Below are 22502 nucleotides of genomic sequence, written 5' to 3' on the forward strand. Positions count from 1 at the left end.
TTTGACTAAATATTAATAGCCCACATTATTGTGGGCTATTTTGTTTGTCGATTAAAATGACATTTATGTTTTGCTTAATAAACGATAATTAAAATAACGTAATATTTTAATTATCTGTTAAAATTTATCGTTTTAGAGTATCTGCTCTATATTTATAATTACGCATTGGCTGGAAAGAGGTTAAAGGTTCGTACATGAAAATTAGGCCATTGATGGTGAAGCATCTGACAATTGCATTATTCGCAATCGTACCAATGGTACAGGCAGCCCCCGTCAGTTTTAACGATGCATGGCATACTGTAGTAACCAAAAATGATGGTTTAGCCGCAGATCGTGCCAGTGTTGAACAAGCACAATATATGCAAGATGCAGCTAAAGATTTGTATTTCCCCAAGGTGACCGTTGGGGCAAATTACACCCGTTTAGATCATGATATTAAATTATCACCAGCGGATGTTTTTAGTAGTACATCTGCCTCAAATACTGACATTGGTAAAGTTATTAATAACATTATTTCTAACTCACAATTAAATTCTGCTTTGACTTCAAATATCTCTGATCGGGATGTGTTTACTAGCTCTATTCGTGCGATTTGGCCAATATTTACTGGTGGTCGAATTAACGCTGCGCAAGATATTGCTCAAGGTAAAACAGATCAAGCAAAATACATGCTAGCAATGCAACAACAAGCAAAATTTGAAGATTTATCCCGTTTTTATTTTGGGGTTGTATTAGCAAAGAATGTATTACAAACACGGACAGAAGTTGCAACTGGCTTAAAACATCATTATCAAGATGCGGTTAAGCTTGAACAGCAAGGTCAAATCGCGCGAGTTGAGCGTCTACAAGCGCAAGCTGCGTATGATAAAGCCAAAGTAGAACAGCAAAAATCCCTTCGCGATTTAGAAATTGCCCAAGTTGCTTTAACACAGCTATTAAAACAATCAACACCAGCGATGCCATCGACAGGGCTGTTTATTAATAACTCACTGCCACCTATGTCTGCTTTTGTTGATAAAACCTTAGCGACGTATCCCGGTTTGCATATTTTGGATGCGAAGCGTAAGCAAGCGGGTGGTTTGATTGAAGTTGAACAAGGCAAATATTATCCTGAAGTCTATTTATATGGTGATTATAATTTGCATGACAGTGGTAGTTTAGCCGCAAAAATGGCCCCTGATTGGGCGGTTGGTGTGGGTGTTAGTGTGCCATTAATTGATAACTCTGGTCGTTCAGGCAAATTAAGTGCTGCCCATTCAATGGTGACACAAGTTAACCATTTACAAGCACAAGCTCAGCAAGATCTAACAGTATTAGTTGAAAAAACTTACCGTGAAGCGAAACAAGCATTAGAAGAATATAACGGCCTCGCATCTAGCTTGGCATTGGCGAATGAAAACAGTTTATTGCGAGAAAAAGCCTTTGGACAAGGGTTATCAACATCATTGGATGTTGTCGATGCTGAACTTTTTGTTGCCAGCATTAAAACGCAACGTTTAGCGGCCGCTTATCAATATGTAGCTTGCTTAACTCGCTTGCTTGCTATTAGTGGCGAAATGAATACATTTAAAAATTATCAGCAATACCAAGGGATCGAGGTCAAATTATAATGAGTAAGTTAAAAGCAATTGCAGTTGCTATTCCTGTTATCGCAGTGGTTGGATGGCTCGGCTATACCTTTTGGCATGCTTATCAGCCGCAACCTGAACGTATGCAAGGTCAAATTGAAGCCCAACAATATAATATCGCGTCTAAAGTACCTGGGCGTATTGATAAAGTCTTAGTACGTAAAGGCGATGAAGTTCAGCCTGGACAATTAATTTTTACCATTTTAAGCCCTGAAATTGACGCTAAATTAGAACAAGCACAAGCAGGAGAACAGGCTGCAGGTGCACTAGCGCAAGAAGCAGAAAAAGGTGCACGTATTCAACAAATTGCGGCAGCGAAAGATCAGTGGGGGAAAGCCAAAGCGGCAGCCGCACTGATGCAAAAAACCTATGTTCGGATTAATAACCTTTATAAAGACGGTGTATTAGCAGAACAAAAACGTGATGAAGTGTATACCCAATGGCAAGCCGCTCAATATACAGAAAGTGCTGCTTTTCAGATGTACCAAATGACGAAAGAAGGGGCTCGAGTTGAAACTAAACGTGCAGCCCAGGAAAAAGTAAAAATGGCAGCAGGGGCTGTTGCTGAAGTTCAAGCCTATGTCGCGGATACTAAAATAAGTAGTTGGCATAAAGGTGAAGTGTCACAAGTGTTGCTGCATGATGGGGAATTAGCACCACAAGGTTTCCCTGTGGTTAATATTATTGATATTAGCGATGCATGGGCTGTCTTTAATGTGCGTGAAGATAAATTAAAGGACTACCTAGAAGGTAAAACTTTTGAGGTCACTATTCCTGCTTTAGGTAATAAAAGTTATCAATTAAAAGTCACGCATGTGGCAGTCATGGGCGATTTCGCTACTTGGCGTGCAACTGATACCGCCAAAGGTTTCGATATGCGAACATTTGAAGTTGAAGCTCGTCCAACTCAACCTATTAGTGGTTTACGAGTCGGCATGAGTGTGATTGTTGAGTGATGATATGGTTGTCTATTCAGCAATAAAAAACGAGTGGCGTACTCTTTGGCAAGATAAATGGTTGCGGGCACTGGTGGTTTGGTTACCTGCATTATTGTTTCTTACTATGTGGGCGATTTTTGCGACCGGTATTGCACGTAACTTGCCTGTTGGTGTGGTTGATCTTGATCATAGCCAGATGTCGCGTCAATTAACCCGTTATATTGATGCCAGTCCAAGCATGGCGGTGACACGTCAGTTTACCGATGATCACACTGCGAGTGCGGCGATGCGTGCTAATGATATCTATGCGATGGTAGTGATCCCTGATAACTATGAAAAAAATGTTAAGTTAGGTCAAGCGCCACAAATTACAACATTTTATAATGGTCAATTTATCTTAATTGGTAAAGTTATTAGCTCAGCAATGCTGCAAGTTGAAGGCACTTATAATGCTGGTGTTGAAGCAATGCGGAACATGAGTTCTGGTGCGCCAGTACCTTTGCAAGCATTAGGAATGGCTGTTCCTATTCAAGCCCAAATAACCCCTTTGTTTAACAGTAATAGCCATTATGGCCAATTTTTAGTTTCAGCGATTATTCCCTCTATTTGGCAAATATTAATTGTAGCGACGACCGTGTTGGCATTAGTACATGAGGCTCGTGGTCAAGGGCTGTGGCGTTGGTTAGCACACACTCCGTGTCAAAAATTATTAGGTAAATTACTTGCTTATTCTGGTTTGTTTTTGATTCAAGGTGTGTTGTTTTTATGGTGGATGTATGTTGCGCTTGATTGGCCGATGCATGGTCAATGGGGAATATTGATTGTCGCACAATTATTAATGGTTTTTGCTTGTCAAAGTATGGGGAGCTTGATTTATTTTGTCGCAATGGAAGCTCCACGGGCAATGAGTTTTGTTGCTGCTTATACGGCACCTGCCTTTGCCTTTATGGGGATCACATTTCCCGCTACTGATATGCCTGTTATTGCTAAAATATGGCGAGGGTTGTTACCTGTTAGCCATTATATTGAAGTGCAATTACAACAAGTAGATTATGGCAGTGGTTGGTATCAGGCTTCTCATCAATTATTGGTACTAAGCAGCTTTATGAGTGCTTTATTATTGGCGATGGGATTAATGTTAGTGCGTCGTAGTAAAGCATTAGCTAGTAGAGATACCGTAACGGGAGATCATCATGAGTTGGGGTGATTTATTTAAGCATGAATTAAAAGCTATTTTTAGTAATTTCTCATTAGTGTTTACTGTTTTTGGTGGGGTGGTGTTCTATTCATTTTTATACCCATTGCCGTATATTAATGAATTACCACGAGAACAACGAGTAGCGGTGGTTGACCTTGATCATAGCCAAATGAGCCGTGAGTTAATTAGGATGGCAAATGCCACGCCACAAGTTCATATTACGGAACATCTTGGCAGTATTAATGCGGCTAAAGTTGCGTTAGAAGATCGTCAAGTTGACGGTATTTTAGTGATCCCTAAACATTTTTATCGTGATGTGATGATGGGGACTAGCCCAACGTTAGCTTATGCAGGTAATGCAGCATTATTTTTAGTTTACGGAACGGTGGTTGAAGGCTTAAATAGTGCAGGTAGTGATTTGGCAGTACAAGCGAAAATTAATCGTATGATGCTGACTGGTGATGGTGCCGTTGAAGCAACACAGCATGCGACAGCCATGAAGCTTAATATGCGACCTGTATTTAATGTCACTATGGGGTATATCAACTATGTTGTACCCGCCGTGTTTGTGTTGATCCTACATCAAACTCTGTTAATTGGGGTTGGTATGATGGGCGCGGCAGAAAATGAAGCACGTGCTGCGGGTAAAACGGGTTATTGGGCGCAATATCCTATTTGGATGGTGATGACGGTACGAGCAGTATTGTTTACCTTAATCTATTTACCATTAGTGATGTATTACTTCGGGTTTACTTATGTTTATTATGGCGTGAATAGGTTGGCATCGATTGATGATTTGATCATGATGATAATTCCGTTTTTATTAGCAGTAATTATGCTCGGAATGATATTAGGTCAATTATTACCTCGTTGTGAATTAGTGACGCTGGTGGTGTTATTGAGTTCGTTACCATTAGTCTTCAGTGCTGGGTTTATTTGGCCACCGTCAGCGATACCGACAGCGATTAATTATTTTGCGCAATTAGCACCTTCTACTGCGGCTATTAATGGCTTTCTTGGGCTTAATCAACTTGGCGCGAGTTTTACGCAAGAGATTGATCGTTGGGGGCAGCTATGGCTACAGTTTATTGGTTTTGCTGGGATCAGTTATTGGTTAATGCGGCGAGCTCGAAAATAAAGTGAGATCATCAACGAAAAGAGCATATTGATGCTCTTTTTTTTTGCTTTTAAATGTACGCTGTTTTATATTGGTGCCAATGAGTAAATAAGATGTGGCAAATGTTAAATTTACAGCCACACTTAATAAGTAAAGTTACGTTTAAACTAGTAGGAGGTTGTCTTGAGTTATAAATCAATAGCGAATAAGAAAGTAATGGTTGCGGTAGCGATGATGTTGTCATTAGGTGTCGTGGGTTGTGCTCAAAACCCTTATGGTGATGCATATAATGTTGGTGAAGCTCGCACTATGCAAACGGTTTCGACTGGGACAATTACTAAACTAGATGCCGTAACAATGAGCTCTGATGGTGAAAGTACTATTGGTACGCTTGCTGGTGCAGCTATTGGTGGTATTTTAGGGTCGAAAATCGGTGGGGGTTCAGGCTCTGATATTGCCGCAATTGGTGGTGCATTAGCGGGGGGAGCTTTAGGTAATACTGCGGGTGATGCCGTTGGTAAACGTCAGGGTGTTAATATTGTGATTAAGTTAGAGAGTGGCCGTACTGTTGCTGTTGTGCAGCAGGTCGATCCTAATATGATCTTCCGCGTTGGTCAGCGTGTTGATATTTACCAGCAAGGGCGTACAACGCGTGTTGTTCCTGCAAATTAAGTTGTGATCGCTATTACATATACAAGGCAGTGAATACTGCCTTTTTTATTGACTATTATTTTATAATCGCATAATTACCGTTAGTCGTTGTTATTTAATAGGTAAAGATGTTGGGATATTGTTTTTTTTATGAATGAATATTTTAGTTTTTAACTTAAATAAGATTTTTTGAGTCAATTTCTATAAGGCGTAGTAATTTATTGCTTTTTATTAAATGCTGTTATTTTATAATTTATAGCTTATTACTTCGTTTTATTTGTATTTTTGGCGGATAAAGTTATTAATTTGGTTAGTATATCTAATTGTTAAATGAATAGACTAATGTTTAAATAATGAGCTAATAATTAAATTGTAACTAATTGTATCAAAGAGTACGCTGTGCGCTTTCTAAACACCCTCTTTGAACGACTCATATTTGATGAATAATTCTAAACTAGACGCGACTTATAAACGCCTTCGTTGGCAGATAATTATTACTACTTTCTTAACTTATACTGTGATGTATATCTCAAGAAAAGCATTTGCTGCTGCTGCACCACTATTAATGAAAGATCTCGGCATGACCATGGTTCAATTTGGTTTAGCCTCATCGATTTATTATATTCTATACGGCCTTTCAAAATTTAGTTCAGGCCTTTTAGCCGATAGAATTAATCCTCGTTTATTTTTAGCTCCAGTGTTAGTTGTGATTGCGATTATTAACGTTGGGATTGGTATGACCAACAGCGTTACGATGTTGCTAGTACTCTATTGCTCAACGGCTATTGTCCAAGGTTGTGGTTTTCCACCTATTGCGAAAGCGATCAGCCAATGGTATTCAAAATCTGAGCGTGGTGGTTGGTATTCACTTTGGAATACTTCGCATAATGTCGGTGGTGCATTAGCGCCATTAATTGCCTCTGCTGTGATTGCTTACACTGGTAACTGGCGTTATGCGTTTTATGTGCCAGCCGCTATTACCGCAGTACAAGCCGTTATTGCCGCTATCTTGATGCGCGGTAAACCTGAAAATTACGGTTTACCCAATGTTGGTGAATGGCGTAATGATACTAAACAGCTAGAGATCAATAAGCGCTCTGAAGCTGGTTTGACAATGTGGGTAATGTTTCAACGCTATATTTTGACTAACCCTATTATTTGGTTAGCGATTGGCGGTGATTTATGTATTTACGTGATCCGTACTGTTTCAAGCGATTGGGTAAGCGTTTACTTCGTTGATGTACTACATTGGGACTTAATTCGTTCTAACTCATTAGTAGCTTGGTTTGAGGCGGGCGGTATTTTAGGCGGTCTGACATCAGGTATTATTTCTGATAAGTTCTTTGGTGCAGATCGTTGGAAAACAATTTTAATTTACTGCTTTGTATTGATTGCTGGCATGGTTTGCGTTGCTTTCACTATCCATATGAGCTACCTACTTGTAGCGCTAGGTTTCTTTATCATTGGTGCAGGTATTTACGCGCCACAAATGCTGTTTGCATTAGGTATCATTGAAGCCTCTCACGCGGATGGTGCGGGTGCAGCAACCGGTCTTAAAGGCGGTGTGACTTACATTGGTGCGGCACTGGCTGGTGCGCCAATTGCAATGATTGAAACTGCATATTCTTGGAATGGTGTGTTTATATTACTTGCCGGCATTGCTGTTACTTTAGTTATTTTAACTTGTGTCATTATTCGTGTTGACAGTAAACGTCTTCCAATGTAATTCATTGATATTATAGTTAATAAAAAGCGACCATTACGGTCGCTTTTTTTATGTATTTTATTCGTAATAATAAAATATTATTGATTTATAACCATAAGTTAACGAATAGACTTCAGCATAAAATCTATCACTGGATCAATCTCTGCTTTAATATCCAGTGCTTTTGGCATAAAGCTTGGCGTTTTAAGAATTCCTCGTTCAATTAACTCATCAAGTAGGGGCTTAAATTCAAACCCTGTTTTACCAATGAATAATGACGTTAAGTCTTCAGTTTTATACGCCTGAATGGCATCTTTTAAGCCACGCAAGTAAAGGAAGTCTTTAGTAAAACCACCGCCACGATAAGCGCGAGCTGTAATGGTAAATGCTTCATCATCACAAACATCATAATCATGACGTAGACTATTAAAACAGTCATTAAAGTTATCGCCATTGACCATCATTTCGACTGCAACCACACGTAACGCTAATGTTTTTAGGCGATGAAGTGGGAAGTTGCCAGATAAATGCTCACATAAAATGGCAAGACCTTCTTGAGTATGCGTATTACCCGGTAAGCCTAATTGCAAAATTTTAAGAGGTTGTCGTTCAGCATTAACTGAAGTGACAAGGTGAACTCCTAGCTCATGGTGGATCAAGGCATCCAAATCACCTTGGGTAAAGCGACTGTTTGGATTAACCTTTATCACTTTGCCACTCACCATTGCGCGAGCAATTAACTGCTTTGAAGATACTACTTTACAAGGAATATCATAATCAGCAGCTGCCAATTTAAATGCTTCTATTGCATCTTTAGCACTGATGTTTGCAGGCTGTTGCTCTTTATATATACACGCATGTAAAATAAATTTCGCATTAGCAATATCACGCTCATCAGGTTGGCCGTAATAACGTAATGAATTATATAAAAATTCATCAGTACCAATACTACAAAGCAAATCAATACGAACAGCTAGCTGATCGATGACTTTACGGTACATTTTTTGTACATCAGCATCGCGAATAGTTTCAACCGGTAAGCGGTAAAGCTGTTCACGGAACTTATACGGATCTAAATCTAACTGACGATAAGTAAACTGTGGCTGATAACTGTATGGTTTACTTAAAAAACGTCTTTTTTCTTGCTTTAAGTTAGTTGGATTAATATAACTTAAGGTATTGATACCTTTTGCTATTTTATACAACTGACGATCAAGATTAAGTACTTCTTTTGAAAGATTTGATGCTAATACATCGCTACCTGTAAGCCCTTTGGCTGTGGTACGTTTAGTGATCGTAAATGCCGCATGTTCAGTGATCACTGTTTTCATTGATTCATTCAATTTTTCAATCACGAGTGTGTAGGCTTCACCCCCTTCTTCGTTCATGAAAATTTTCTTCACCTCAATGGGCATAATTAAGGTGTTTTTAAAATGTTGTTTAATGAAGCTCGCTTGGTAGCCTAAGCCTTTAAAAATATCATTCTCAAGTGCGTTGACATCAATATTAGGTAGCTCAACATTGTTAAGACCTTCTAGTAAAACATCAATTTCTTTGCGCCAGCGACGACGATTAATCTGCATTGTACCGACATTAAATGTCGGTGTTGCTGTATCAATACGTTGATAGTTATATGAATGAATATCGTAAATTAGACATAAACCAAATTGCAGCTCTAATGTCTCTACTAAGCATTGTAGAATACGGTAATAACTTTGGTGTTTAGCCAAGGTTATTTCGCGTTCAGTCTCACTAAGAGGCGTTAACCAAACATTTTTTCCCCATGCGTCGTCATAGATGCAGTTTTCAGGTGCACGATTGAGATCATACTCATAACGTGAATCTTCACCTTGCAATACAATCGGCAATGAAGAAATGAAGTCTCCTGTAAAGGGATCTTCTTCGAAATAACGTTCTTCTTCTGTTAACGCACACTGTGATTGCAGTGATTGACGCAATTGATGACCATTATGGATTGCTGTCGCAATGTAAGGTTGATATTCACTAATGCGAATCATCAAGCTACCATCATCAAGATGCGCTTCAAATTGAGTAAGACTACGTATTTTTTCTACAATTTCTAACTCAGTAAGAAGCATCGGCAATTACCTTTCGGAAATCATTTTTGCGGGTGATACCAACCTCTTTAGCCATCACAACGCTCTCTACAAAATCCAGCACATTACGTTGTAGTTTGACACGGTTTAAACGGTTAATACGCGTAATACCGCCAGGGCTTAAAACATTAACTTCAACTAATTTGCCGTTGATAACATCTAAGCCTACAAAATAAAGACCATCACGAACTAACTTAGGACCAATGTGTTTACAAAGTGCTAGTTCTTGCTTCGTTAACACGTGTTTTACTTCGCGACCGCCAGCATGAATATTAGAACGTACATCGCCTTCTGCGGGGATGCGACGCATTGCACCGATAGGTTCACCATTTAGTAGCATGATGCGTACATCGCCTTGCTCAGCACCTTCAATGTAGTCTTGAATAATAACGTAGTTCTGATCATCACCGATGTAGAAATCTAATAGTGATTTCACGCTTGATTTAGCGCTCTTTTCAATCAAGATCACGCCTTTACCACCGTAACCGTTAAGTGGCTTAAGGATCATGCGTTCGTGAGGTGATTCATCAAGAACACGTTCAAGGTAATCACGGTTTTTAGACACGTGAGTAACAGGAATAAATTCTTTGTTTGGATCGGGTAGTGAAGCAGTATAAAGCTTGTTATTTGCTACTCGTAGGCCGTCAATATCATTAACGATAAAGGTGTGGTCACGTACTGAATCAAGGAAATTCAGTGCCATTGTATCTAACGGCGGGTTAGCACGCATAAAAATAACGTCAAATCCTGCTAATGGCAGCTCAGCGTTATTAAATTCAGCTTTACGGTAGAAGCTTGGAATATTGTTTGAGACTTCACCTTTTTTTAATACGTTACAGAAAGCAATTGCCATACTGTCACGCATGGTTAAGTTACTCGGTGTTGTAATGGCCACCGTGTGACCGCGGCTTGCGGCTTCATGAATTAAACGTAAAGTAGAGTCGTTTTCTGCTTCAACGCGTTCCCACGGATACATAACAAAACAAATTTTCATAGCTATACCAAAAAGTGGCCTGTTAAATTATTGCACAGGCTAATATAAAGAAATAAGCCATCACACAGAGTGGGATGGCCTCATTTTGTTGGCGATTGTTTTGAAAATCCGTTTCTAAAAGTATTACTTAATAATCGAGATCGTTATCAGTACCACTATCGCTATCATCATCACCGTATGAGCCCGTCGTATGTGCTCGTTGTGAAATACACAATGTATAACTACGTGTTTTATGAGAGGTATGGTTTAGGTATTTAAGCCAGCATTTACCAAATTCAGACACCGCTTGTTGTTGCCCTTGAACTTCAGTTAAAAACTGAACTTCAGAGTCATCAATGGGTTGGATCGTGCCGTCAAATAGTGCTCGCATAGAACGTCCATAGTTTTCTAATACGCTGGTTTCACTAATAGTAAAAACGCCCGAGCGATTAAAGCCGCGTGGGAAATTTTTATCGTCATAAAATTTACCTTCACTTCTCATTCATAAAGTCCTTGATGTGATTTGCGCTGATATTTATCCAGACTTGCAATATTGTAAATCAATAGTTTTTTATTGTTACGATAAAAATATTTGATGAATATTCAACGATAATAGGTTGTACTATTCCATAAAGTATTAACATTGAATTTATTCGCTATATAATGACTTATATACACAGTTTTTTTTTCTATTTAACCCACTCTTATTATTGAGAATTTCCCCGTGGATACTGAATTACTTAAAACGTTCTTGGAAGTTACCAAAACACGTCACTTTGGTCGCGCTGCTGATAACTTATATTTGACCCAATCTGCAGTTAGCTTTCGTATTCGCCAGCTTGAGTCACAATTAGGTAATCCGCTATTTTCTCGCCAACGTGGAAATGTGCACCTGACTGCTGCTGGTGAGCGTTTGCAGCCCTACGCTGAAGCAATTTTACAAACTTGGGGACGTGCGAAGCAAGATGTAGCATTAACTGATAGTTTAAATACCCAATTGGCAATTGGTGCATCGCCGTTATTTTGGGAATTTGATGGTATTTCAGTTTGGATAAATCGTATTTATGACACCGTTCCAGGGCTTGCTTTACGTTTAGAATCAGTGAAGCGAGAAGGAATGGCAAAACGGTTATTTGATAAAAGTATTGATTTGTTTATTACTAGTGAACCGCCAAAAATTGAAAATTTACATGTACAAAAAATACGTGATTATCAATTACAACTTGTGACCAATCAGCCTAATTGTAATATGCACAGTGTGCGTGATATGCCGTTAATTTATCTTGATTGGGGTACACGTTTTTCTGTTGATCACAGCCGTATACCAGAATTACAACGTACACCCATACTGCATACTCATTCATGTAAAATGGCCTTAGATTATATTTTGGCAAATGGTGGCGTGGGTTATTTTCCTTCTCTTGTTGTTGCAAGTAGTGCGGCTTTAGGCGAATTGTATGTTGTTGAAGATGCTCCAATTATGGAACAAAGCCTTTATTTAGTGTGGCGAGAAGGCAGTGATAAAGAAGCATTAATCAATGCAATTGTCGATGTTCCGTTCAATAATGTGATCGAAAGCATTTGATTTGAATTATTTGTCATTACCAGTAAAATAACTTGTTGTACGGGAGCTAATTCCTGAATTAGTCTAAGAAAAAATACTACTAGGGTAAGAACAATGCACTATGGACCGGATTGTCTGTCATGTTTCTTACATCAACTTAGTACTGTTTTGCCACAATAGAACATTACAATTGCCAGTGTTCTATTTTAATAATTATTTACTCTGGATGTTGTTCAGGAAACGCAAATGGCTAAGTTAAACCAAAAATTTCACAAAGGCAGCAAATCAAAATTCAATTCTGAATTTGCAGATGATTTTCAGGATTTAGATCTGCAATCTCGTGGTAAGAAGAAACGTCGTGTAACTCGTTCGCGTTTCGATAGTCCGGAGTACAGTGATTTCGATTATTAATAGTGATGTGTAATTCACGATAAAAGATCGGCAATTAAGTATTAAAAAAGGCGTACCTAGATGGGTACGCCTTTTTGTCATTCAAACGGTTATTATTATAGTAAACGGTTATAGCAAATCGTTATGATTCACTTTTTTGTTCACTCAACGTGGCATAACGGTGCAATAATTCAGTTAAGGCACTAACCCAACCAAAAGCATTATCTGGTGCATTCATTAGAATTTGTTCTACTTCAGCGCAGTGCTGTTCTAACGTTATCGCTTCTTCAAGTTGAAAAGAGATCGCATAAAAATGCCATAGCAATAAGCGGATCATACGTTCGCTATTTTGTTTGGCATTATCAGAATCAGAAAATGCAGTATTAACTTCTCCCAAGGCAATCGCAGTCATTCGTAGCATTGCATCAAACTGGGTTGATTTTAGACGCTCGTCACTGTCAATTTCTTCTTGATCAAAGGTAAATATTTCCTGCATTACATCTTCTGGTACCATACGACCAATTACGCGAAGGCTAAATTCTTCTAAGTCATGTCGCGGCATGGTTAAAAGGCAGTTTAAGGTGTAGTCACGTTGCATATAATTTCTCGTAAATACCACGACGCCGATCAGGATTGATCATTGGGCGAATGATGAAAGGGGGGTATTTTGGAGTATTTATGAGTAAAAGGCTAATAAAACTCAAGCTGACAAATTCACTCTAAAATATCTGACAACGTGATGACAACCAAATTTATATATTAAGTTATATTGATTCTATTTATAGTCAGTGTGTAGACACTGGTATTATTTTGTGAATACTTCACCAATATCTGTTGGCTGCTACCGTTATTTATATAAGGTAGTAATGACGAATTTATTACATTGAACAGGCTTATGACGTCAAATAATCAACAATCACCTTCTCAAGTACCTCAAATGAAGAAAAAACGCAGTGCGATTGTGCGTGCCTTAATTGGTGCCACATTAATTGGTACTGCTGGTATGGCTTATCTAGGTTATGGCTTAAATCAACAAATAAGCGCTAAGTTTGCTGGGCAATTATGGCAATTACCTTCGGTTGTTTATGCGCGTGAAATGGCATTACAACCAGGCGCTGCGATAACTTATAATACGTTGGTTAATGAACTCAACGTTTTAGGATATCAAAAAGTTGCGAGGCCTGATCAAAGTGGCGAATATGCAGCTAATGGTTGGAAAGTTGATTTTATACGTCGACCGTTTAATTTTAAAGAAGGTCCTGAAGGGGCGCGTCATGTGTCGGTGTCGTTCAATAATGACGGCATAACGAGCATCATGGATTTAGATTCTAATAAAGAACTGGGATTTTTACATATAGATCCCAAGATGCTTGGAATGTTAGAAGCACATTCAGACGAACAGCGGATTTATTTGCCTGAAGATAAAATGCCAAAGCTACTAGTTGCTGGTTTGATTGATACAGAAGATCGCCATTTTTATGAGCATGATGGTATTTCGTTAGTCGGTATTGCGCGGGCATTTATTGCTAATATTAAAGCGGGTCATACTGTTCAAGGTGGTAGCACGCTAACACAGCAGTTAGCTAAAAACATGTTTTTAAGTAGTCAGCGTTCATTTTGGCGTAAATTCAAAGAAGCTTACATGGCGATCATTATTGATACTCGTTATGGCAAGCAAGAAGTGCTCGATGCCTACATGAATCAAGTGTATTTGGCTCAATTTGGTGGCCATGGTATTCATGGTTTTGCTTTAGCATCCCGTTACTATTTTGATCGTCCATTATCTGAATTACGAGTTGATCAACTGGCTTTGTTAATTGGTATGGTTAAAGGGCCAACATATTACAATCCTTGGCGTCATCCTGAGCGCGCAAAAGAACGTCGTAATATCGTCTTGGGTTTAATGAACAAAAATGGTGAGATCAATGAAAAAGCTTATCAAGCAGCTATTAAACTGCCATTAGATATTCAAGAAAAAGGTCAACTTGCTAAACGCCAACCGGCGTATTTTGATCAGATTAAAACAGAGTTAGAACAAAAAGCAGGGGCTGCATTTGAAGCAGGTAAAGGGTTACGTATTTTTACCTCGCTTGATCCTCAATCTCAAAAATTAGCAGATGCTGCTGTTGCTAAAATAATGCCTGAAATACAAAAACGGGCAGGTAAGAACTTACAAACTGCCGTTGTTATTGTTGATCGTACTACGGGTGAAATTCGAGCTATGGTCGGCGGAGATAAACCTGGTTTTGCAGGATATAACCGCGCGATAAATGCCCAGCGTCAAGTCGGATCCGTGATTAAACCTGCGTTGTATCTCAGTGCGTTAGAAAATCCAGCACAGTTTAGTCTGGCAACGTCATTAAAAGATCAACCGTTATCGATCAATATGCATGATGGTGCGTTATGGAGTCCTCGTAATTACGATCGTAAATATCGTGGTGAAGTGCCATTATTTGTTGCGCTGGCGAAATCGTATAATGTACCAACGGTGAATCTTGGTATGGCGATAGGGGTCGATAAAGTAACTGACACGCTAACAAAGTTAGGTATTCCACGGGAAGATATTCCACAAGTACCTTCTTTATTCCTTGGTTCAATTAGCTTGTCACCGCTAGATGTCGCACAAATGTATCAAGGTATTGGTAATGAAGGTTATTTAGCTCCGTTAACAGCGTTGAATGCCGTGGTTGATGAAAACGGTAAGGTGTTATATCAAAATTGGCCGAAAGCGGCTGAAGTCGTTCCATCGCAAGCTGCATGGTTAACAATGTTTGCTCTGCAAGATACGGTTAAGTTTGGTACTGCCCATTCGTTGAATAAATTATTCCCAAATACGCATTTAGCGGGTAAGACAGGTACGACGAATAATGGCCGTGATAGTTGGTATGTTGGTATCGATGGGCGTGAAGTCGTAACGGTTTGGATGGGACGTGATGATAACAAAGGTACCCATTTGACGGGTGCAAGTGGCGCATTACGTCTTTACACTAATTATATTCAACACCGAAAGCCTGAACCATTATTACTACGACAGCCCGCAAATATTGAGGCTGAAAAATATAATATTGCCGCAGATGGTGAATATATTCCAAGTTGTATTGGTAAAACACGAATGCCTATTTGGGATCCGCACGGTGATCTTAAACAAAACTGCCAAGTCGAAAAAGTGAAAGATAAAGTCGAAAAAGCAAAACATAAAGTTGAAGGTTTTTTCAATAATTTGTTTAATTGGTAAATAAGTACTTACTATCTTAAAGCCTCCTGATATGGAGGCTTTTTCATATATAGATGGTTCGTATTTTAGCGATGGGTTCGGTAGAATGTTCGCTTGCAATATAAATGAGTAATCCGTGATGCGCTTTTTAAAATTGTCAGTACATACTGATTTAACCAAGCTTGATCTTCAATCACCCACATTGACGGTATATCATCGTCAAGCTACACGAGCAATTGTGCTTAATGGTGACAATATATTGATGTTATATACAGCTCGTTATCATGACTATACATTACCTGGCGGTGGTATTGATGCTGGGGAAGATCACATCCAAGGCTTAATTCGAGAGTTAGCTGAAGAAACGGGTGCGATGAATGTTCGTGATATTGAACCGTTTGGCGTATATGAAGAATATCGACCTTGGCATAAGGCTGAGTATGATATTGTACATATGGAATCATTTTGTTATGTCTGTAAGATTGATGCTCAATTAGGTGCGACACAGCTAGAGGATTATGAGCAGAAAAATGGCATGAAGTCGGTGTGGATTAATATTTTTGACGCGATAGCGCATAATGAACATACGATGCAGTTTTCTGATAAAAAAGGCATGTCTATTGAGCGAGAAACCTTTTTATTAAAACGCATTGTGACAGAGTTATTAGTAAAATCAGTGACACAATAGCTTTTTATAAAAAACCCACAATCCTTATTTAATTATTGTGGGCTATAAAATAAGCTTATTTGTTTACAACACGCTTAAATGTCACCGTGTGATTATCTGAACTTAAGATCAGTGTATTATTATTGACTAAAAAATCAGAAGGGCCTGTTAGCATTTGTTTCACAAATCCATCGACTGTTGCTTGTGCATTTTGAATACACATTTTTTGGGTTGATATTAAATTTTTAGTCGTAATATCTTGTGCGGTAATGCGAATTTTACCTGTTAATGTATTACAGCCTGAATAGGTGACATTAAGGTTTTTATTAATTGTTAATTGTGGTTTGATAGGTAAAGCGTCAACTGGTTGGGTATAACCATCAATTGAACTTACTGTCCATGAATTAACCAGATCTGCTGTACTTTTGGGTGAATTTGCACAACCTGTTAATATTGTTGCAATGAATAGCGTTGTTAGTAGCGTTTTTTTCATGAAGAGTCTCTTAATCTTATTGGCGAGATTTTCTGGAATGTACTAATATTTTTTCTATTCTGGTAATCGTCGATGTATAAATAGGAAAATAAAAATGTGAGTGATTACCTGTTGTCCCGTTTGCTATAAATGAAAAAACGGGCGTTAAGTGTGACAAAGATCGCTAAAAATGTAAATGTTCTATTGTTAAATAATAGGATATTAATTGAGTAAATTTCTATATAAAATCTTTTTTTTTAATATAACACCTTATGTATATAAGGTGTCTGTTTAATATGAATTATTGTTTTTAGCTGCTGCTATTTAAGTTGTTAATATTTTTAGTGTGGTATTTATGTTTCAAAAACAACATCTTGTACAATTAGCTAATATGAAAATGCCCTTTGGTAAATATGCTGGTCGAGTGTTAATTGATTTACCTGATGAATATTTACTGTGGTTTCAAAAAAAAGGTTTTCCTGAAGGTCAATTGGGAACATTAATGGCGTTAGCGCTTGAATTTAAAATAGAAGGATTAGAATCAGTGATTCGTCCTTTGAGGCAGGTTTAGTCAGGTGTTGAAATATCGTCACCGTTATTTACATATGGTTGTTATTGCGGTTATCATTAGCGCTATACTCACTGGCTGTGCGCAACCTAAAACAGTCAGCGCATTAACATTTCGTGATCCTAATTTTAAGCGTTGTGTTGTTGCCCAAGGTGAAGAAAATATTCAACAGATCACTGTCCTAACGTGTAGCCATTTTAATATACGAGATGCCCGAGAAATACGTTATTTAATTGGTTTAAATAGTTTAGATTTATCATCAAATCAACTGACCTATCTAGATATTAGTTATAATCATCAATTACAACTTGTTAGTGTTGAACATAATAAATTGGCTGATTTGGATCTGTCGGATAATCCTCAATTACAGATAGTGAATGTCAGCTTTAATCATTTAAAAACATTAGACGTGAGTGATAATCCACAGTTAATGTACTTAAATTATAATGAAACTTTGATTAATAAAGTTGATATTAAGCATAACCCGCGTTTACTTGCTCCTTTTTATACCATCGATGTGCCAAATGGGCCCACAATAATGGATGAATAATAATGTTAAAAGCCATTCATCATGTAGCAATTATCTGTAGTGATTATTCACGATCAAAAGCGTTTTACTCACAATTATTGCAGCTAGAGATTGTCTGTGAAACTTATCGTGAAGATCGCGATTCATATAAATTGGATTTGAGATTGCCCGATAATAGTCAAATTGAGTTATTTTCATTTAATGGTGCGCCGCAACGACCAAGTTATCCGGAAGCACAAGGATTACGTCATTTGGCTTTTGCTGTGGATGATATTGCAGTTACCGTGCATTATTTAGAAGATAACGGGGTTGATGTTGAGCCGATTCGTATTGATGATATAACAAATAAAGCATTTACTTTTTTTAATGATCCAGATGGATTGCCGTTAGAGCTTTATCAAATTTAGCGGATATAACAATGAATAAATGACTGTGTTATAGAATATTGATTCAAATGATATCTTTAACTAACAACTATATGCGTGTATGTGTATAGTTATTAATAGTTATCGATGATCAAGGATGAAATAGATGCGCAGGATTATTTTTAATCAGAAAGGCGGTGTGGGTAAATCAAGTATCACTGTTAATTTAGCGGCAATCAGTGCGGCTAAAGGTTATAAAACCTTAGTGGTTGATCTTGATGTACAAGGTAATAGTAGTGCCTACTTAGGGATTGATATTAATCAGCCTAATGATAAAACGATTGCTGAATTACTCAATCAAACAGCTTCTTGGTTTGCGATGTCGACACCTGTTCGTGATTACCCTCAAGCAACTGCGTATGATAATCTATTTATTATTCCTTCTAGCCCTAAACTCGATAAGTTAGAAGTTGAACTTGAACGACGTTATAAAATTTATAAACTCCGTGAAGTACTTGATACTTTAGCGGCAGATTTCGATCGTGTTTATATAGATACACCTCCTAATTTGAATTTTTATACAAAAGCGGGTTTGATTGCTGCACATAAGTTATTAATTCCTTTCGATTGTGATAGTTTTTCTCAGCAAGCTTTAATTAAAGTAATGGATAATCTGGCTGAGTTGCGGGACGATCATAATCGGGATTTAGCCTTAGAAGGCATTGTGGTTAATATGTTTAATACACAAGCAAAGTTTCCACGGCAAATTATAGATGAGATAAAAACGCTTGGTTTTCCTATTTTAGAGCCTTATTTAGCTCAATCGATAAAAATGAAAGAATCGCATTATCAACAGTGTCCAATGTTATATTTTGATCCTAAACATAAGCTGACTCAGCAATTTATTGCATTGTATGATGGAATTGAAGCTGCTGTAACAGTAGAAAATAAAGCCTAAAATAGAATGAATGGTAATTCTAACTTGAATTACCATTACCAGATTATGCCGTCGTTGACGGAAATGCACGTTGATATTCTTCCATGAAATCCCGACGAATATCTTGTTCTAGATGGGTGGCTCGTTCTGTCGGGCAAAACAGCATAAAATGTACTATTTGTTCGCCAGTACTTGAGCTACTTATGTGTATATGAGGTTCTGATCCTGGCAGATCGACACCTGCATGTTTTTCAATAACACTGTTATATCGACGAGCAACATCAATAAAATCTTCACTGTGATGATCAATTTTAGTGATCATTATTGGTAATAATGGGTATAGATTTACAAAGTCTCTCACAACGACTGAAAAATTATGATAGACATAGCGTTTCATGAAATTGAGATTTTTAACGGGATAAGTAAAAAACATACTATTCGGTAGTGTTGCTGTTTTACCCGTGTAATGATATTGGCCGTGATGAAGATCTATTTCTTGAATCACTGTTGCCATCATGTTGTGTTCAATCACTTCACCACAAATTTTACCAACTTCTATCCAGTCTCCAATTCGAAATGAACGCGAACTTGCACGTTGAATCGATCCAGTGAAGCATAAGATTATTTCTTTAGATGCAACAACAATAGCCACCGCAATTGCAGTGACAGAGAGTGCGAACTCATTGATTTCTGAACGCCATAATATAAATAAAATCACTAAGGTTAAAATAAATGTGCCATTTTTAGTTCGGGACATCCATTTACGCTGCGTTTCAGTAACGAAAAATTCATCACCTCGTACTTGAGATAAAATAATTCGTCGTACTAGAGTAATAATTGCAACTATTATGATAGTAAAAAGAAGTTTATTGGCTAATAAATAGGTAAATGTTTCAGTAATTATATCCATAAATTCCTTTATATCTATGATTTAACTCTTAATCTAAACAAGATCGCATAGATTGATATTGAAATCCAATAGTTAAATTTTTTTTCATGAAATATTAGATATTATTAAAAAACAAGAGATAAGAGATAATATAATTATATGCATAGTTGTTTATGTTGTTATATATAACAAAGAGGATCTAAAGATCAATTATGTTCTATTCTATACATGATATTTCAAATATCATGTATTTTGTTTTTAGTTTTTGATGGGACATCTAATGAGTTCAATATTACTTTCTTTGCTTCTCACTTCTTCTGTTATTTATCCCAAAAAAAGTGATGATATATTAACGAATCCAGGTATAGGTTTTACAGAGTTACAACGAATAGTTAGTAATGAACCAACCAATCCTTTTTATGGTGATAAGCCTGTTCTATCTTATCCAGACACCAGTACTGTTTATTATCGTTGGTATTGGGATCAATTAACGACCGCGGATAATCCGAACCTGAATGAAGCGATGCTTGAAAGGAAAATAGATAATGTATTAAAAGACGCCGCTTCAGTAAATAAGAAAGTTGTCATTCGTTTTATGGCACTGAGAGGGAAAGGCGACCCTATTTATGATGTTGATGTAAATAAAGATAGTAGTGGTATTCCCTGCTGGCTTGTAGACGAATTATATGGTCATGGCTTAAACGGAACCAGCTGTCATTTATCTGATGAAGAAGCTGTAAATATGTTTAAAATCCCGCAGTTTATTCATCGATCTCAAGAATTTTTATCAACATTAGGTCAGCGTTATGATCATAATAAAACACTATTACGTATCGATGTGGGTATGGTGGGCACATGGGGCGAATGGAATTTATCGGGGTATTCATCAAAAAGTAGCTTAAGTGTAGGAATGTCAGATAATGGTTATAAAGTTCAAGATCTTAAACCTTATATTGATGCAATAATCAAAGCTTTCCCACATACGCCAAAAGTGATGCTTGGCACCAATAAAGGTGATTATCTTAGCTATGCAACTCAAAAGGGGTTTTGCTGGCGAGTTGATTGCTTAGGTGACTGGAATAAAGGATGGAATCATATGGAAGATGGTTATCCAACAATGATTTCACATATGACTGATGCATCAACAAATAAATATCCAGATATGTTATTTAATCAACGTTGGAAAAAATCAGCCGTTGATTTTGAAATTTGCCAAGGATCATTACAAGATTGGTATAGTATTAAAAACACCCACCGCCTTACGTATAATCAAGTATTGAAAACGTTTGATTTTGCATTAAAACAGCATGCTTCTTTAATTAATGCTAAATCAAGTGCAATTCCTAAACGATATCAATTGTTAGTTAAACAGTTTCTAAATAAACTAGGTTATCGATATCAATTAAATCAACTAAAAGTAAATAATGTAGTACATCAGAATGATTATTTATACATCGATTCAACGTGGGAAAATGTAGGTGTTGCCCCTATTTATAGTAATTATCCGGTTACTTGGCGTTTGAGATCTGCGAATGGTAATATTGTTGCTTATTATACATCAACAGCAAATATTGTTAATTGGTTTCCTGCTGATAATGAGAATGTTAAAAATCCTATTTATGTTATTACAGATAAATTTAAAATTAATAATATATCAATAGGAGAATATTTCCTTGATGTAGGATTAGTTGAAAAACATACGCGAAAAGCAAAAATAAGTTTGGCTATTGATACTAAACTTACGGATGATAATGGTAAAGATTATGTTATTGAGATGAATAAAAAACAATTTAATATGAACAATAGTCAACAATATATTGAAGATCAAAATAATATAGGTCGTTGGCGTGAGATTACAATAATAAATATTATTTAACCTGTAATTATTCTGGGGCTGTATTATTGCTAACTTATTAAATAGCTTAAGTTTTTATTTGTAAAATATCTAAGGTATGTATGTGTTTATTATGCTATTAATAGATTATAAATTTTGCAAAGTAAAGGATAATCTATATGCATATATTTACTGATCGTAAACATATTATTATTGATACTCGATCATCAGAAGAATTTTTAGATCATCATATTGAAGGCAGTGTTTTTGTTGGGTTTAATGGTGGTAATTTTAAGTATTGGTTAGAGTTATTATTACCCGATAAAAATGCAGATATTGAGGTTATCGCTACTGCTCTTGATGCTGATAAGATCATGGTTATCGTTAATGATCTTGGGTATCGCAATGCTAAATTGGTAGAGCTAGAGACTACAGGAGTAGCATTGGATCATATTTCAACGGATGAATTTAAAAAAATAAAGCAGCATACAGATCTGGCAGTACTTGATGTACGAGAAGCTGATGAATATCAACAGGGATCAGTCGGTCAATCTGAGAAGTTACCACTATCTGATATTATTCAAGGTCAGTTACCAAATGAAGATAAAGAATATATTATCCATTGCGGTAGTGGCTATCGTTCCATTATTGCGATGTCTTTATTAAAATTACTTGGGCGATGTAAACTTATTAATTTAGATGGTGGTTATCAAAAACTTACGGCTAAAAAATAATGTAATTTTAAG

Annotated in this window: 22 protein-coding genes; 16 read left to right on the forward strand and 6 right to left on the reverse strand. The window is 37.1% G+C overall.

Features of this window, described 5'->3' with window-relative positions; genetic code table 11:
- Nucleotides 1–194: 194 nt before the first annotated feature.
- The 6 genes from GLP24_RS11155 to GLP24_RS11180 all read left to right on the forward strand — a co-directional run bounded on the left by GLP24_RS11155 (nucleotide 195) and on the right by GLP24_RS11180 (nucleotide 7258).
- Nucleotides 195–1610 carry a TolC family protein gene (locus tag GLP24_RS11155; protein WP_152653337.1) on the forward strand — a complete coding sequence of 472 codons (1416 nt, stop codon included), beginning with the start codon at nucleotides 195–197 and terminating at the stop codon, nucleotides 1608–1610.
- The gene (locus GLP24_RS11160; protein ID WP_232578599.1) at nucleotides 1610–2584 is read left to right on the forward strand and encodes an HlyD family secretion protein; all 975 of its coding nucleotides are present in this window, start codon (nucleotides 1610–1612) and stop codon (nucleotides 2582–2584) included. Before GLP24_RS11155 ends, GLP24_RS11160 begins: the two co-directional genes overlap by 1 nt.
- A gap of 4 nt (nucleotides 2585–2588) precedes the next feature.
- Nucleotides 2589–3773 carry an ABC transporter permease gene (locus GLP24_RS11165; protein ID WP_232578598.1) on the forward strand — a complete coding sequence of 395 codons (1185 nt, stop codon included), beginning with the start codon at nucleotides 2589–2591 and terminating at the stop codon, nucleotides 3771–3773.
- Complete coding sequence (locus tag GLP24_RS11170) at nucleotides 3760–4902, forward strand: ABC transporter permease (protein ID WP_232616020.1); 1143 nt, start codon at nucleotides 3760–3762, stop codon at nucleotides 4900–4902. The genes GLP24_RS11165 and GLP24_RS11170 overlap by 14 nt, the downstream gene beginning before the upstream one ends.
- A 195-nt stretch (nucleotides 4903–5097) precedes the next feature.
- On the forward strand, nucleotides 5098–5553 hold the full coding sequence (locus GLP24_RS11175; RefSeq protein ID WP_101769434.1) for an outer membrane lipoprotein: 456 nt from the start codon (nucleotides 5098–5100) through the stop codon (nucleotides 5551–5553).
- Nucleotides 5554–5971: 418 nt separating this feature from the next.
- Nucleotides 5972–7258: an MFS transporter gene (locus tag GLP24_RS11180; RefSeq protein WP_152653340.1), complete on the forward strand. Its 1287-nt coding sequence runs from the start codon at nucleotides 5972–5974 to the stop codon at nucleotides 7256–7258.
- A gap of 98 nt (nucleotides 7259–7356) precedes the next feature.
- Here the strand turns inward: GLP24_RS11180 and GLP24_RS11185 are convergent, their stop codons facing one another.
- The 3 genes from GLP24_RS11185 to maoP all read right to left on the reverse strand — a co-directional run bounded on the left by GLP24_RS11185 (nucleotide 7357) and on the right by maoP (nucleotide 10829).
- The gene (locus tag GLP24_RS11185; RefSeq protein ID WP_232616021.1) at nucleotides 7357–9336 is read right to left on the reverse strand and encodes a flavohemoglobin expression-modulating QEGLA motif protein; all 1980 of its coding nucleotides are present in this window, start codon (nucleotides 9334–9336) and stop codon (nucleotides 7357–7359) included.
- Nucleotides 9323–10348, reverse strand: a complete 1026-nt coding sequence (gene gshB / locus GLP24_RS11190; RefSeq protein ID WP_101769406.1) for a glutathione synthase — start codon at nucleotides 10346–10348, stop codon at nucleotides 9323–9325. Before gshB ends, GLP24_RS11185 begins: the two co-directional genes overlap by 14 nt.
- 127 nt (nucleotides 10349–10475) lie before the next feature.
- A complete protein-coding gene (maoP, locus tag GLP24_RS11195) occupies nucleotides 10476–10829 on the reverse strand; it encodes a DUF413 domain-containing protein (RefSeq protein WP_232616022.1) in 354 nt (117 codons plus the stop codon).
- A gap of 222 nt (nucleotides 10830–11051) precedes the next feature.
- Here maoP and hdfR point away from each other — a divergent pair, with 222 nt between their 5' ends.
- Both hdfR and GLP24_RS11205 read left to right on the forward strand, forming a co-directional pair.
- Nucleotides 11052–11912 (forward strand): HTH-type transcriptional regulator HdfR, encoded by an 861-nt coding sequence (gene hdfR, locus GLP24_RS11200; RefSeq protein ID WP_101769408.1) that lies wholly within the window; start codon nucleotides 11052–11054, stop codon nucleotides 11910–11912.
- Nucleotides 11913–12137: 225 nt separating this feature from the next.
- Nucleotides 12138–12302, forward strand: coding sequence for a hypothetical protein (locus GLP24_RS11205; protein WP_162836320.1), 165 nt, complete (start codon nucleotides 12138–12140; stop codon nucleotides 12300–12302).
- Between the two features lie 121 nt (nucleotides 12303–12423).
- Here GLP24_RS11205 and GLP24_RS11210 read toward each other — a convergent pair whose 3' ends face one another.
- The gene (locus tag GLP24_RS11210) at nucleotides 12424–12879 is read right to left on the reverse strand and encodes an exoribonuclease R (RefSeq protein ID WP_101769409.1); all 456 of its coding nucleotides are present in this window, start codon (nucleotides 12877–12879) and stop codon (nucleotides 12424–12426) included.
- 297 nt (nucleotides 12880–13176) lie between these two features.
- On the opposite strand from GLP24_RS11210, the gene mrcB reads away from it, so the two are divergent.
- Together mrcB and GLP24_RS11220 are read left to right on the forward strand one after the other, a co-directional pair.
- Nucleotides 13177–15516 (forward strand): penicillin-binding protein 1B, encoded by a 2340-nt coding sequence (gene mrcB / locus GLP24_RS11215; RefSeq protein WP_232616023.1) that lies wholly within the window; start codon nucleotides 13177–13179, stop codon nucleotides 15514–15516.
- A 118-nt stretch (nucleotides 15517–15634) separates the two neighbouring features.
- Complete coding sequence (locus GLP24_RS11220) at nucleotides 15635–16183, forward strand: NUDIX hydrolase (RefSeq protein ID WP_232616041.1); 549 nt, start codon at nucleotides 15635–15637, stop codon at nucleotides 16181–16183.
- Between the two features lie 55 nt (nucleotides 16184–16238).
- Here the strand turns inward: GLP24_RS11220 and GLP24_RS11225 are convergent, their stop codons facing one another.
- Nucleotides 16239–16655, reverse strand: coding sequence for an META domain-containing protein (locus tag GLP24_RS11225; RefSeq protein ID WP_152653346.1), 417 nt, complete (start codon nucleotides 16653–16655; stop codon nucleotides 16239–16241).
- Nucleotides 16656–16989: 334 nt separating this feature from the next.
- Here GLP24_RS11225 and GLP24_RS11230 point away from each other — a divergent pair, with 334 nt between their 5' ends.
- From GLP24_RS11230 to GLP24_RS11245, 4 genes are all read left to right on the forward strand, one after another.
- Nucleotides 16990–17205, forward strand: coding sequence for a DUF3820 family protein (locus GLP24_RS11230; RefSeq protein ID WP_101769413.1), 216 nt, complete (start codon nucleotides 16990–16992; stop codon nucleotides 17203–17205).
- 4 nt (nucleotides 17206–17209) lie between these two features.
- Nucleotides 17210–17752, forward strand: a complete 543-nt coding sequence (locus GLP24_RS11235) for a leucine-rich repeat domain-containing protein (RefSeq protein ID WP_232616024.1) — start codon at nucleotides 17210–17212, stop codon at nucleotides 17750–17752.
- A gap of 2 nt (nucleotides 17753–17754) precedes the next feature.
- A complete protein-coding gene (gene gloA2, locus GLP24_RS11240) occupies nucleotides 17755–18138 on the forward strand; it encodes an SMU1112c/YaeR family gloxylase I-like metalloprotein (RefSeq protein WP_101769414.1) in 384 nt (127 codons plus the stop codon).
- A 124-nt stretch (nucleotides 18139–18262) separates the two neighbouring features.
- Nucleotides 18263–19054 carry a ParA family protein gene (locus GLP24_RS11245; protein WP_101769415.1) on the forward strand — a complete coding sequence of 264 codons (792 nt, stop codon included), beginning with the start codon at nucleotides 18263–18265 and terminating at the stop codon, nucleotides 19052–19054.
- A gap of 43 nt (nucleotides 19055–19097) precedes the next feature.
- Here GLP24_RS11245 and GLP24_RS11250 read toward each other — a convergent pair whose 3' ends face one another.
- The gene (locus GLP24_RS11250; protein ID WP_232599493.1) at nucleotides 19098–19943 is read right to left on the reverse strand and encodes a mechanosensitive ion channel family protein; all 846 of its coding nucleotides are present in this window, start codon (nucleotides 19941–19943) and stop codon (nucleotides 19098–19100) included.
- 259 nt (nucleotides 19944–20202) lie between these two features.
- Between GLP24_RS11250 and GLP24_RS11255 the strand changes: the two genes are divergently transcribed.
- Together GLP24_RS11255 and GLP24_RS11260 are read left to right on the forward strand one after the other, a co-directional pair.
- Nucleotides 20203–21798: a DUF4832 domain-containing protein gene (locus tag GLP24_RS11255; protein ID WP_232616025.1), complete on the forward strand. Its 1596-nt coding sequence runs from the start codon at nucleotides 20203–20205 to the stop codon at nucleotides 21796–21798.
- A gap of 137 nt (nucleotides 21799–21935) precedes the next feature.
- Nucleotides 21936–22490 carry a rhodanese-like domain-containing protein gene (locus tag GLP24_RS11260; RefSeq protein WP_101769418.1) on the forward strand — a complete coding sequence of 185 codons (555 nt, stop codon included), beginning with the start codon at nucleotides 21936–21938 and terminating at the stop codon, nucleotides 22488–22490.
- Nucleotides 22491–22502 lie beyond the last annotated feature (12 nt).

This window comes from Photobacterium carnosum (assembly GCF_021236965.1).
In the GTDB taxonomy this organism is placed as follows: domain Bacteria; phylum Pseudomonadota; class Gammaproteobacteria; order Enterobacterales; family Vibrionaceae; genus Photobacterium; species Photobacterium carnosum.